The organism is Amycolatopsis pittospori (genome assembly GCF_013870525.1).
GTDB classification, from domain to species: domain Bacteria; phylum Actinomycetota; class Actinomycetes; order Mycobacteriales; family Pseudonocardiaceae; genus Amycolatopsis; species Amycolatopsis pittospori.
This window is the reverse complement of record NZ_JACBXD010000038.1, coordinates 30855-42780: the sequence shown is the minus strand read 5'-3', so window position 1 is coordinate 42780 and position 11926 is coordinate 30855. Positions and strand designations below refer to the sequence as shown.

General features: G+C 67.5%; 12 protein-coding genes and 1 pseudogene. 10 read left to right on the top strand and 3 right to left on the bottom strand.

Annotated elements, in window-relative coordinates; translation table 11 throughout:
* Nucleotides 1-4 precede the first annotated feature (4 nt).
* Both fbaA and H5J31_RS21650 read right to left on the bottom strand, forming a co-directional pair.
* The gene (gene fbaA, locus H5J31_RS21655) at nt 5-1036 is read right to left on the bottom strand and encodes a class II fructose-bisphosphate aldolase (RefSeq protein ID WP_076156309.1); all 1032 of its coding nucleotides are present in this window, start codon (nt 1034-1036) and stop codon (nt 5-7) included.
* A gap of 83 nt (nt 1037-1119) precedes the next feature.
* Nucleotides 1120-1941 carry an LLM class F420-dependent oxidoreductase gene (locus H5J31_RS21650; RefSeq protein WP_181774446.1) on the bottom strand — a complete coding sequence of 274 codons (822 nt, stop codon included), beginning with the start codon at nt 1939-1941 and terminating at the stop codon, nt 1120-1122.
* 50 nt (nt 1942-1991) lie between these two features.
* Between H5J31_RS21650 and H5J31_RS21645 the strand changes: the two are divergent.
* The 6 genes and pseudogenes from H5J31_RS21645 (at nt 1992) to H5J31_RS21620 (ending at nt 8138) form a co-directional block, all read left to right on the top strand.
* Nucleotides 1992-2917, top strand: a pseudogene (locus H5J31_RS21645) (aldo/keto reductase).
* A 413-nt stretch (nt 2918-3330) separates the two neighbouring features.
* Complete coding sequence (locus tag H5J31_RS21640; RefSeq protein ID WP_181774445.1) at nt 3331-4230, top strand: SDR family oxidoreductase; 900 nt, start codon at nt 3331-3333, stop codon at nt 4228-4230.
* Nucleotides 4231-4236: 6 nt separating this feature from the next.
* Nucleotides 4237-4710, top strand: coding sequence for a pyridoxamine 5'-phosphate oxidase family protein (locus tag H5J31_RS21635; protein ID WP_181774444.1), 474 nt, complete (start codon nt 4237-4239; stop codon nt 4708-4710).
* Between the two features lie 79 nt (nt 4711-4789).
* Nucleotides 4790-6262: a flavin-containing monooxygenase gene (locus tag H5J31_RS21630; RefSeq protein WP_181774443.1), complete on the top strand. Its 1473-nt coding sequence runs from the start codon at nt 4790-4792 to the stop codon at nt 6260-6262.
* Entirely contained in the window at nt 6259-7137 is an 879-nt protein-coding gene (locus H5J31_RS21625; RefSeq protein ID WP_181774442.1) for a metal-dependent hydrolase, read from the top strand. Before H5J31_RS21630 ends, H5J31_RS21625 begins: the two co-directional genes overlap by 4 nt.
* The gene (locus H5J31_RS21620; RefSeq protein ID WP_181774441.1) at nt 7134-8138 is read left to right on the top strand and encodes a PDR/VanB family oxidoreductase; all 1005 of its coding nucleotides are present in this window, start codon (nt 7134-7136) and stop codon (nt 8136-8138) included. The genes H5J31_RS21625 and H5J31_RS21620 overlap by 4 nt, the downstream gene beginning before the upstream one ends.
* A gap of 4 nt (nt 8139-8142) precedes the next feature.
* Here the strand turns inward: H5J31_RS21620 and H5J31_RS21615 are convergent, their stop codons facing one another.
* Complete coding sequence (locus tag H5J31_RS21615; RefSeq protein WP_181774440.1) at nt 8143-8427, bottom strand: YciI family protein; 285 nt, start codon at nt 8425-8427, stop codon at nt 8143-8145.
* A 164-nt stretch (nt 8428-8591) separates the two neighbouring features.
* On the opposite strand from H5J31_RS21615, the gene H5J31_RS21610 reads away from it, so the two are divergent.
* The 4 genes from H5J31_RS21610 to H5J31_RS21595 all read left to right on the top strand — a co-directional run bounded on the left by H5J31_RS21610 (nt 8592) and on the right by H5J31_RS21595 (nt 11666).
* Nucleotides 8592-9167: a SigE family RNA polymerase sigma factor gene (locus H5J31_RS21610; protein WP_181774439.1), complete on the top strand. Its 576-nt coding sequence runs from the start codon at nt 8592-8594 to the stop codon at nt 9165-9167.
* Nucleotides 9168-9258: 91 nt separating this feature from the next.
* Nucleotides 9259-10470: an N-acetylglucosamine-6-phosphate deacetylase gene (gene nagA, locus H5J31_RS21605; RefSeq protein WP_181774469.1), complete on the top strand. Its 1212-nt coding sequence runs from the start codon at nt 9259-9261 to the stop codon at nt 10468-10470.
* Nucleotides 10471-10487: 17 nt separating this feature from the next.
* Entirely contained in the window at nt 10488-10889 is a 402-nt protein-coding gene (locus tag H5J31_RS21600; protein ID WP_181774438.1) for a hypothetical protein, read from the top strand.
* 54 nt (nt 10890-10943) lie between these two features.
* Nucleotides 10944-11666 (top strand): DedA family protein, encoded by a 723-nt coding sequence (locus H5J31_RS21595; RefSeq protein WP_181774437.1) that lies wholly within the window; start codon nt 10944-10946, stop codon nt 11664-11666.
* Nucleotides 11667-11926: the final 260 nt, after the last annotated feature.

The following is an 11926-nucleotide window of genomic DNA, read 5'->3' as shown; positions in this document are numbered from 1 at the left end:
CGGGTCAGGAGAGCTTGTTGCCCGCCGAACCCAGGGACTGCGCGGCCTCGACGATGCGCGCGGCCATGCCGGCCTCGGCGGCCTTGAGGTAGCTACGCGGGTCGTAGACCTTCTTGTTGCCGACCTCGCCGTCGATCTTCAGGACGCCGTCGTAGTTCTTGAAGAAGTGCTCCGCGATCGGACGCGTGAAGGCGTACTGCGTGTCCGTGTCGACGTTCATCTTCACGACGCCGTAGGACACCGCCTCGCGGATCTCCTCGGGCAGCGAGCCGGAACCGCCGTGGAAGACCAGCTCGAACGGCTTCGAGCCGGCCGGGAGGCCGAGCTTCTTCGACGCCGCCTCCTGGCCACCCTTGAGCACGTCCGGGCGCAGCTTCACGTTGCCCGGCTTGTAGACGCCGTGCACGTTGCCGAAGGTCGCGGCCAGCAGGTAGCGGCCGTTCTCGCCGGAACCGAGCGCGTCGATCGTCTTCAGGAAGTCGCCCTCGGCGGTGTACAGCTTCTCGTTGATCTCGGCTTCGACGCCGTCTTCCTCGCCGCCGACGACGCCGATCTCGACCTCGAGGATGATGTTCGCGGCCGCGGCCTTGGCGAGCAGTTCCTGCGCGATCTCGAGGTTCTCGTCGAGGTCGATCGCGGAGCCGTCCCACATGTGGCTCTGGAACAGCGGGTTCTGGCCGTTCTTGACCCGCTCGGCCGAGATCTCGATCAGCGGGCGGACGAAACCGTCGAGCTTGTCCTTCGGGCAGTGGTCGGTGTGCAGCGCGACGTTGACGTCGTACTTGGCGGCCACGACCTGAGCGAACTCGGCGAGCGCGACCGAACCGGTCACCATGTCCTTGACCTTCTGGCCCGACGCGAATTCCGCGCCGCCGGTGGAGAACTGGATGATCCCGTCGCTCTCCGCCTCGGCGAACCCGCGGATCGCGGCGTTCAGGGTCTCCGACGAGGTCACGTTGATGGCCGGGTAGGCGAATTCATTCGCCTTCGCCCGGTCGAGCATCTCCGCGTAGACCTCGGGGGTGGCGATGGGCATCGTTTACTCCTCCTCGAAGCAGGCTGGTGCACCTCTCGGCCGCATCGTACGAGGTCGGCCGGGAGGTGCCTACAGCCGTCGCGTCAGAGAAGGACCGTGGCGAGCGCCCGGTAGACCGGCAGGGGGTCGGAGTTCAGTACCTGGATGTTCACGTGGTCCGCCCCGGCCTCGACATGCGCGGTGACGCCGCGGGCGATGGTCTCGGCGTCGCCGTGCAGGGCCAGCGCGTCGACCAGCTTGTCGCTGCCTTCGCCCGCCAGGTCCTCGTCGGTGTAACCGAGTTTCCGCAGGGAGTTCGTGTAGTTGACCAGGCCCAGGTAGAACGACACGGACTTCCGGCCGATCTCGCGGGCCTTCGCCGGATCGGTCTCGAAGACGACCTTCTGCTCGGGCGCGAGCAGCGGTCCTTCGCCGAGGATCTCGCGCGCCTGACGCGTGTGTTCGGGCGTCATCAGGTAGGGGTGGGCTCCCGCTGTGCGGTCTCCTGCGAGTTTGATCACCTTCGGGCCGAGGGCGGCCAGTGCGCGGCCTTCGACGGGCACTCCCGCGGCGTCGAGGGCGTCGAGGTACTCGACCAGTGCGACGTACGGCTTCTTGAACTCGGCGGTGTGCTCCGGGTGCCCGGCGCCGACACCGAGCAGGAAGCGATCCGGATGCTTCGCGACGATGCGCTTGTAGGACTCGGCGACCGTGGCCGCGTCGTCCTTCCAGATGTTGACGATGCCGGTGGCCACCTTGATCGACTTCGTCGCGTCGAGGAGTTCCTCCGCCTTCGCGAGGTCACCCGACGGTGAACCACCGATCCAGATGGTGCCGTAGCCGAGTTCTTCCACTTCGCGTGCGAGCTCAGGGCTGAGCACGCCTTCGAGCTGCCAGATGCCGATCCTGCCGAGTTCGAGTCCCATGATCCGAGCTAACACCAACCTCCGCCGATGTCTTCCCTTAAGTTCGAGGCATGGCGAAACTCGGCAACACCGACCTCGACGTCCGGGGGATCAACCTCGGCGGGAACGTCTTCGGCTGGACCGCGGACGAGCAGCAGTCCTTCGCCGTCCTCGACGCCTACACGGCGGCGGGCGGCAACTTCATCGACACCGCCGACCTGTACTCCAAGGGCGGATCCGAGACGATCATCGGCAACTGGCTGACCAAGAGCGGCCGTCGCGACGACGTCGTCATCGCGACCAAGACCGGTATGTGGGACGAGCGGAAAGGCCTGTCCGCGGCGAACATCGCGGCGGCGGCCGAGGACTCGCTGCGGCGGCTCCAGACCGACCACATCGACCTCTACTACGCGCACATCGACGATCCCGAAACCCCGATCGAAGAGACGCTGCAGGCGTTCGACGCACTCGTGCGCGCCGGAAAGGTCCGCTACATCGCGGCGTCGAACTACTCCGCGGAACGACTTTCCGAAGCACTGTCCATTTCGGACCGCGAAGGTCTGGCGAAGTACGCGGCCCTTCAGCCACACTACAACCTCGTCGAGCGGGACTACGAAACCGAACTGGCGCCGACGGTCGAACGCGAAGGCCTGACCGTCCTGCCGTATTTCGCACTGGCCAAGGGATTCCTGGCCGGGAAGTACCGGTCGAAGGAAGAGCTCGGCGACAGCCCGCGCGCCGCCCGCGCTTCGTCCTATTTGGACGAACGCGGCGAGCGCGTACTCGCGGCACTGGACACGATCGCGGCCGACCGCGGCGTCACGGTCGCGGCGTCACGGTCGCGGCGGTCTCGCTCGCGTGGCTGTTCGCGCAGCCGACCGTCACCGCGCCCATCGCGAGCGCCCGCTCGGTCGAGCAGCTGAACGACCTCCTGCCCGCGGCCGACCTCGCCCTCACCGCCGACGAGGTCGACGCCCTCACCACCGCTTCGCGCTAGCCCCCTCCCCGCATTTAGTCCTCTGGATGCGGTAGTTCGCACCGCCAACTACCGCATTCAGAGGGCGAAACGCTCCGGGATCAGGCGGAGGCGAAGGCGTCGTGCCGGGTGGCGGACTTCAAGGCTGTCGCCGGGTGTCACGGCCAACCCATCATCACCAGGGACCACGCCGACGGGTCGTGAAGGCCTCCTTGCCTACCTTCAGGGCAGGCAAGGAGGCCTTCACGACCCGTAGAACGCGTACGTAGGACTGACCACGCACCTCACGACACGCATTTAGTCCTCTGGATGCGGTAGTTCGCACCACCAACTACCGCATCCAGAGGACTAAATGCGGACTTACTTGCGGGTAGCTTACTCCGGGTAGGTTGGGGTACCGTCCGAAAGCCTTAGGGCTCGGACGAGGAGGCAACGTGGCCAAGAACAGCGTGAACGGCAAGGTCGTCCTGATCACCGGCGCCGCCAGGGGCATCGGCGCGGGACTCGCCGAACGCCTGGCCGCGCAGGGCGCGAAGGTCGCCCTGGTCGGCATCGAAGCCAAGGAACAGCAGGCCGTCGCCGAGAAGATCGGCGACAACGCCCACGCGTTGGAAGCCGACGTCACCAGCTGGGACGACCTCGAGCGGGCCACCGCCGGCGTCGTCGAGCACTTCGGTGGCATCGACGTCGTGATCGCGAACGCCGGCATCGCGACCTCCGGTTTCGTCCGGTCGGTGGACCCGGTCGCCTTCGAGAAGGTGATCGAGGTCGACCTCCTGGGTGTCTGGCGCACCTTCCGGGTCACCCTTCCGCATGTCATCGAGCGCAAGGGCTACCTGCTCACGATCTCCTCGCTGGCCGCGATCACCCACGCCCCCGGCATGGCCAACTACGCCGCCGCGAAGGCGGGCGTCGAGGCGTTCTCCAACAGCCTCCGCGCCGAAGTCGCCCACCTCGGCGTGAAGGTCGGTGTCGCGCATCCGACCTGGATCCGCACCGACCTCGTCGAAAGCGCCGACCAGCACCCGGTCTTCGGCAAGCTCCGTGCGGGCATGCCCGGCCTGCTCGGCAAGACCTACCCGCTGAAGGTCGCCCTCGACCTCCTTCAGGCCGGCATCAACAAGCGTGCCCGCACCATCCACGTCCCGCGCTGGGTCGGCGGGCTCAAGCTCATCCGCGCGTTCCTGCCGCCGATCATCGAGATCGGCTCCCGCGGCCGGATCAAGAAGGCGGACGCGGCCGCACTCGTGGACATCGAGCAGCGCGGCGCGTACGAATCTTCAGTGACCGGCCAGGCAGGCCGGGCCGCAACAGCGCCGAACCTGAAGGGCTGACCGCATATGTCCCGTCGCGACCAGATCCGCATGACACCCGACGAGCTCACCGCGTATCTCGACGAGCAGAAGGTCATCAACGTCGCGACGATCGGCCCCAACGGCCGACCCCACCTCGCCCCGCTCTGGTACTACCCGCACGAGTCCGGCATCGCGACCTGGACCTATGGCTCGTCCCAGAAGGCGAAGAACCTGGAGCGCGACCCGCGCGCCACCGTGCTCATCGAGGACGGCGACGCCTACGACAAGCTCCGCGGGATCTCCATCGAGGCGGACGTCGAGATCATCACCGATACGCCCGTGGTCACCCAGATGGGTATCGAGCTGACCCAGCGGTACGCGGGTGCGAAGCCCGGCGACCCGGTGCCCGACGAGCTCGCCGGCTTCATCGGCAAGCAGGCCGCGAAGCGAATCGGGCTGATCTTCAAGCCGACCAAGATCGTGAGCTGGGACCACTCGAAACTCGGCGGAACGTACTGACAGGTAGGTCGTACTAGAAAGTAACTGTTACTTCCGGTAACGTCATCCGCGCAGTCAAGCCTCGACGTGGAGGGCGCAGATGACCGAGCGATTCAAGGTCGTGATCGTGGGCACCGGATTCTCCGGGCTCGGCCAGGCCATCCAGCTCGAAAAGGCCGGGATCCGGGATTACGTGATCCTGGAGAAGGCGGACGAAGTCGGCGGTACGTGGCGGGACAACTCGTACCCCGGCTGCGCCTGCGACGTGCAGTCCCATATGTACTCGTTCTCGTACGAGCAGAACCCGGACTGGTCGCGGTCGTTCTCCCCGGCACCGGAGATCTTCGAGTACCTGAAAGACGTCACGGACAAGTACCGGCTCCGCGACAAGATCCTGTTCGGCGTCGAACTCACCGGCGCCGACTGGGACGAGACCGCGCGCCGCTGGCACGTCCACACCAAGGCAGGCAAGACCATCGAGGCCCAGTTCGTGGTCTCGGGCGTCGGCGGCCTGCACATCCCGCAGGTGCCGAAGCTGCCCGGGATCGAGAAGTTCAAGGGTCAGACCTGGCATTCCGCGCAGTGGAACCACGAGTACGACCTGCGCGGCAAGAAGGTCGCCGTGGTCGGCACCGGCGCCAGCGCGGTCCAGTTCGTCCCGGAGATCGCGCCCGAGGTCACCGAACTGACACTGTTCCAGCGGACGCCGCCGTGGATCATGCCGAAACCGGACCACGCCATGCCCGGCTGGGCCAAGACGGCGTTCCGGCGGATCCCCGGTGTGCAACGGCTTTACCGCAACGCGCTGTACTGGTTCCTCGAAGCGCGGGCGATCGGCTTCAACGGCCACCCCGCGATGATGAAGGCGGGCGAGGTGATCGCGAAGCGCCATATCGGCAAGGGCGTCAAGGATTCCGCGCTGCGCAAGAAGGTCACCCCCGACTACACCATGGGCTGCAAGCGGGTGCTGATCTCCAACGACTACTACCCGGCGATCGCGCGGTCCAATGTGGACGTCAACACCGAGGGCGTGCGCGAGGTCAAGGCGCACAGCGTCGTCGACGGGAACGGCGTCGAGCACGAAGTCGACGCGATCATCTACGGCACCGGCTTCAAGGTCACGGACGCCTTGGAATACCTGGACATCACCGGGATCGACGGCCGCGACCTCGCCAAGGAATGGGCCACCGAGGGGATGCACACCCACAAGGGCATCAGCGTCTCCGGTTTCCCCAACCTGTTCTTCCTGCTCGGCCCGAACACCGCGCTGGGCCACAACTCCGTGGTCTTCATGATCGAATCGCAGTCACGTTACGTCGTCGACGCGATCAGGCTCGCCGATTCGCGCGGTGCCGCGGCGCTCGACGTCCGGCCTGGCGTGCAGGACAAGTTCCAGCGCGAGATCCAGCGGAAACTCGTCAAGGGCGTGTGGACCCAGGGCGGCTGCAAGAGCTGGTACCTCGACGCGAAGGGCGTCAACCGCACCATCTGGCCCGGCTTCACCTGGCGCTACTGGCTGGAGACCCGCAAGGTCGACCCGAGCGACTACGAGCTCAGCGGGAGGGTGTCGTGACGGCCCGGCACGAGGACCACGAGCAGATCGTCCTGCACGCTCGCGACGTCAAGTTCGACTGGGCGTCGCTCCCGATGCACTGGATCCCCGGCGAACCGCAGGCCACGCACACGATCAACGTGCTGCACCTCGCGCTGCCGGAGGGCGAACGCTGGTTCGTGGAGGTGTTCAAGCAGGCTGTGCCGCTGATCCGCGACGAGCGGCTCAAGGAGGACGTCCTCGGTTTCATCGGCCAGGAGGCCATGCACGCCGAGGCGCACGACGGTGCCGCCGAACACCTCGAAGCGGCCGGCGTCGACGTGCGGCCGTACATCGCGCAGATGGAGTGGATGTTCCGCCGCCTGCTCGGCGATCGACCGCTTTCGGCCAAACGGCGGGAAGAATGGCTGATCGAACGGCTCGCCGTCATCGCCGCGATCGAGCACTACACCGCGTTCCTCGGCCAGTGGATCCTCGACGCCAAGTCACTCGACGACGCGAACGCGGACCCGACGATGCTGGATCTCCTGCGCTGGCACGGCGCCGAAGAGGTCGAGCACCGCTCTGTCGCCTTCGACCTCTTCATGCACCTCGATGGACGCTACGGCCGTCGCGTGCGCAGCATGCTCGTGGTGACGCCGGTGCTCGCGTGGGTGTTCCTGCGCGGCACCAGGTTCCTCATGAAGAACGACCCGACCCGGCCGGGCAAGACAAGTTTCAAGACATATCTGCGAGTGGCGAAGCTCGGCTTGCTGCCGTCGGGCAGGCAGTTGCGCCGCGAGATCCGGCCGTACTTCAAGAAGTCGTACCACCCCACGGAAACCGGCGATACCGACCAAGCGGTCGCGTACCTCGCGAGTTCCCCGGCCGCGCTGGCGGCCGACGAACCACGGTGACGCCGCCGACGCGCCCGCTGCGGCTCGACGGCAGCGGGCGGACCGACCGCGTGATGGCGTCGCTGACCGGCGTCGTCGCGGTCTACCGCAGGCTCAGCGGGGTCAGCGGACGCCGTCGTCCGCCGGTACTCGCCGTCGACCGCGACCTGCCGCTGATCGTGGACGACCTCCGCGTCGAAGCCGAAGGTGTGGTCAGCCTGCGGTTGGTGCAAGAACGCGGCGAGATCCTGCCGCGCTGGCGGCCCGGCGCGCATGTCGACCTCTCGCCCCGTCCGGGGCTGGTCCGGCAGTACTCCCTGTGCGGCGACCCGGACGACCGCTCGGCCTACCGCGTCGGAGTCCGGCTTCTGGGCGAGGGATCGACCGCGGTGCACGCGTTGAAGAAGGGCGCGCGGATCACCGCGCGCGGCCCGCGCAACGCGTTCCCGTTCGTCGCGAGCCCGGCCTACCTGTTCATCGCGGGTGGCATCGGGATCACGCCGATCCTGCCGATGGTGCGGCAGGCGGCCGCGTCCGGCGCGGACTGGCAGCTGGTCTACACCGGCCGCGACCGGGCTTCGATGCCTTTTCTGGAGGAATTGTCCCGATTCGGAGAACGCGTCTGGGTGCGCCCGGACACCGAGTACGGGATCCCCGCCTCGGGCGCGGAACTGCTCGAAGGCGCCCCGGAGAACGCCCCGATCTACTGCTGCGGCCCTATTCCGATGATCGTCGGCGTCCGGACGGACGCGGCACTGCGGCCATCCGGACCCGTGTTCTTCGAGCGGTTCTCGACGCCGCCGATCGTCGGCGGCAAGCCGTTCCAGGTGCGGTTGGCCCGCAGCGGCGTGACGCTGGACGTGCCCGCCGACCGGACCACGCTGGACGTCCTGCGCGAAACCGTGCCCGGCATCGCGTACTCGTGCCGCCAGGGATTCTGCGGGACCTGCGAGCTGCCGGCGGTGACCGGCGACCGCGTCCGGATCTGCGTCGAACGCGAACCGGTCACCTTCGATCTCTGACCGCTCAGGATTGCTGCGGCAGCCAGGCGCCGATCACCGGCTTGAACTCGCGGACGATCCGTTCCGCGACGACGCCTTCCAGGTGGTACGGGTCCTGGTTGATGATTTCGAGCAGCGCGGCCTCGTCGTCGGCCTGGTAGAGCGAGATGCCGCCGGAGCCGTCGCCGAGCGGGCCGCCGAGGGCGACGACGCCCTGTTCGGCGAGGTCGGAGAGGAACTTCCGGTGCCGCGGACGCACGTCCTCCAGCTTTTCCTGTACGTACCGGATCTCCACCAGGAACCAGGCCATCGACGTCTCCAAGATCGTTCGAGCAGTGCCGCCACAGACGCTATCCGACTCCGGAGCGCGATCTGGAGGATCCGATCAGGCAGGACTCCTGCCTAACCCGATACGCTGGCCGGGCGCCACGCACAGGTTGTGCATCAAAGGGGTAAATGAACAGGTAGGGGTACATGCTCGAGGGCAATGCGGAACGCAGTGTCGAGGCGACCCTCGGCCATCTGCGCACCATGGACGGACCGGTCACGCCACCGCCGCCTGCGGCGCCGCTGACCCTTGAGGATCTCTATCGCCAGCACCGGATGCGGCTCGTCCGGCTGGCCATCCTGCTCGTGGACGAACCGGCCACGGCCGAGGACGTCGTCCAGGAGGCGTTCACCGGGCTGCACCGCAACTGGGGGAAACTGCGGGACGCCGCCGCGGCCGTCGGCTATCTGCGCACCGCCGTGGTCAACGGATCACGCAGTGTGCTGCGCCGCCGCAAGACCGCTCGCGAGTACGTCGCGCCGCACGCCGTCAACGCGCGTTCGGCCGAAAGCCTGGCCATGCTGTCGAGTGAACATCAGGCCGTTGTGGGCGCTTTGTCCAAACTGCCGCCCCGTCAGCGCGAAGTTCTGGTGCTCCGTTACTACGGTGGGCTGAGTGAGGCCGAAATTTCCGAGGCCGCCGGTATTTCGAAAGGTACCGTGAAGTCAACCGCCAGCCGGGCGCTGGAGGCACTGCAGAAAGCGATGCAGTCGCCGAACTGACACCCGGCCTTAATCTCGACCGCTGGGTTGTGCCGCCATGCTTGGTCCAGACCAATATATGCTGGGGGGCGTGAGAGGCGCCGGAGATTTCGTGATCGTGGGCGGCCGGGTCGTCGCCCCGGACCGTGTACTCGACGACGGCTGGCTGGCTATCGCCGGCGGCAAGATCGTCCAAGTCGGTTCCGGGACACCCCCGGACATCGGCAGTGCCGACTATGTCGACGTCGACGGGCACCTGGTGGTGCCCGGATTCATCGACACCCACTGCCACGGCGGAGGGGGCGGGTCGTTCTCCAGCGGGAATCCCGAGGAGCTGTTCCGCGCCGTGCGCGCGCATCGGCGCCACGGGACCACGACCATGCTCGGCAGCCTCGTCTCGGACCCCATCCCGGTGCTCCGGGACCAGATCGCGGCCCTCCGGGAGCTGGTCCAAGAGGGTGAACTTGCCGGAATTCACCTCGAAGGACCCTTCATCTCGAAGGCGCGCTGCGGGGCACACGATCCGGCGACGCTGATCGAGCCGGACACGGCGACGGTCAACGCGCTCCTCGGCGCGGGCCGCGGCGACATCCGCATGGTCACCCTCGCCCCCGAACTCCACGGCGGGGTCAAGGCGGTCCGCCAGCTGGCCGAATCGGGCGTCATCGCCGCGATCGGGCATACCGACGGCGTCGAAGACCAGATCCTCCCCGCGATCGACGCGGGCGCCTCGGTCGCGACACACCTCTTCAACGCCATGCGGCCCCTCCACCACCGCGAGCCGGGCCCGATCGGCGCCCTCCTCGACGACGAGCGGATCACCGTCGAGCTGATCTGCGACCTCGTCCACGTGCACCCGACGGTGCTGCGGCTCGCCGCGCACCACGCCGGCAAGGGCCGGACGGTGCTCATCACCGACGCCATGTCGGCCACCGACGCCGCCGACGGCAGCTACATCCTCGGCCGCCTCGAGGTCGACGTGCGCGACGGCGTCGCCACGCTCGCCGGGAACGGCTCGCTGGCAGGCAGCACCCTGACCATGGACGCGGCCTTCCGTAACCTGGTCCGCGGTGCGGGCATCGACCTGCTCGACGCCGTCCGCGCGACCTCCGGCAGGCCCGCCGAACTGCTCGGCATCGCCGACCGGACCGGCTCGCTGCGCGCCGGGCTCGCGGCCGACGTCGTCGTGCTCGACCGCGACCTGCGGCCGGTGAAGGTGCTGCGCCAGGGCGAGTGGGTCAAGGACGAGGCTGCGGCTACATTGAGCGCCACGGCCCCACTGAGCGGTGCGGTCGAAGGCGGTGTGTCGGTCAGCGACGGGTAGCGGCGAGGGGAGTCCGGATGAGCGAGCCCAAGGACCCGGAGAAGCTCCTGGCCGATGCCTTGCGCGCACAAGCCGTCTTCGCCCCTTCGGCGGAGCGGATCACCGAGACTTCCGCCGAGAAACCGGTCAAACCGGACACCGAGAGTGATTCGGATGAGCCGGAGGCTCCTGCGCCGTCTTCCGGAGAGCACGGGCTGCCGCATCAGTACGGTCTGCTCTCCGGCGCTGATGCCGACTCGCTCGAACGGGAGCGCGTCGCGCTTGAGGACGCGGAAACGGCCAGGCTGGCGGAGCGTCCGACGCCGCCTCCGGCACCTTCGCCCGGCAGCGCGCCGCTGCCCGCGTACTGGGTGTTGCTGCTGGCTGTCCTGCTGGGACTGGCCGCCGGTTCGGTCGTCGGGCTGCTCACGCTGATCTGAGCCGCCTCCTCCCGTCGGATTAAGGCACTCAGCGTCACCCTGTACCGTTTTGGTGTGATCCTGGCGCAGAACAACGTGACGACGATGGGGCTCCTGCCTGAGTGGCTGGACCCGATGCACCTGCTGAGCGGGCTGACCGTCCCGGTCATCACCGTGCTCTGCCTGATCATCTTCATCGAGAGCAGCATCTTCCCGGTGCTGCCCGGTGACTCCCTGCTGTTCACGGCCGGCCTGCTCATCGCGAGCGGCTCGATCGAAGCGCCGCTGTGGCTGGTCTGCGTCCTGGTCACCGTCGCGGCGTTGCTCGGCAACCTGCTCGGCTACGGCCTCGGCTGGAAGATCGGCCCCTGGCTGTTCCGCAAGCCGGACTCGAAGTTCTTCAACAAGAAGTACGTCGACCAGACGCACGCCTTCCTGGAGAAGCACGGGCCGAAGGCGGTCGTCCTGGCGCGGTTCGTGCCGTTCGTGCGGACGTTCATCACCTGGATCGCGGGCATCGGCAAGATGGACCCGAAGAAGTACTTCACCTACACCGTCATCGGCGGCATCCTGTGGGCCGCCGGGATCACCGCGCTCGGCCACCTGCTCGGCGACATCCCGTTCATCCGCGACAACATCGACGCGATCTTCATCCTGATCGTGCTGATCTCCGTGGTGCCGATCGTGCTCGAGTACCTGAAGGCGCGCCGCGAGAAGAAGCACGCGGCCACCGCGACCGGCCTCGTCGTCGACACCGCGGAGGACGTGACCCAGCAGATTCCGCGGATCCGCGACTGACCCTCTCGCCGCTCGTTCCCGGGTCCGGAGCCTGCTTGAGCATCCCCAAAGCGCGGCGATGGGGACAGCGCTGATCCGCTCGTCGAGCCGATAGATCGATTTGCCGGTGTGCAGAACGAGTCCGGCCTTGAACCGGTCGGCGAGCAATCTTTCCTGACGCCTGACCGTCTTGACGTTCATGTCGGCCGCAGCGGCAAGCTCCGTGTCAGCGGTGAGTGTCACCCGACCGGTACCCGGCCACGAAACCGAGTTCAGCGGCG

Bases quoted from the DNA above. Each gene is read 5' to 3' on its own strand.
- H5J31_RS21600 (WP_181774438.1), top strand. From the start codon at position 10,488: ATGAGCGAGCCCAAGGACCCGGAGAAGCTCCTGGCCGATGCCTTGCGC.
- H5J31_RS21650 (WP_181774446.1), bottom strand. From the start codon at position 1,941: ATGGGACTCGAACTCGGCAGGATCGGCATCTGGCAGCTCGAAGGCGTG.
- H5J31_RS21610 (WP_181774439.1), top strand. From the start codon at position 8,592: ATGCTCGAGGGCAATGCGGAACGCAGTGTCGAGGCGACCCTCGGCCAT.
- H5J31_RS21630 (WP_181774443.1), top strand. From the start codon at position 4,790: ATGACCGAGCGATTCAAGGTCGTGATCGTGGGCACCGGATTCTCCGGG.
- H5J31_RS21635 (WP_181774444.1), top strand. From the start codon at position 4,237: ATGTCCCGTCGCGACCAGATCCGCATGACACCCGACGAGCTCACCGCG.
- fbaA (WP_076156309.1), bottom strand. From the start codon at position 1,036: ATGCCCATCGCCACCCCCGAGGTCTACGCGGAGATGCTCGACCGGGCG.
- H5J31_RS21615 (WP_181774440.1), bottom strand. From the start codon at position 8,427: ATGGCCTGGTTCCTGGTGGAGATCCGGTACGTACAGGAAAAGCTGGAG.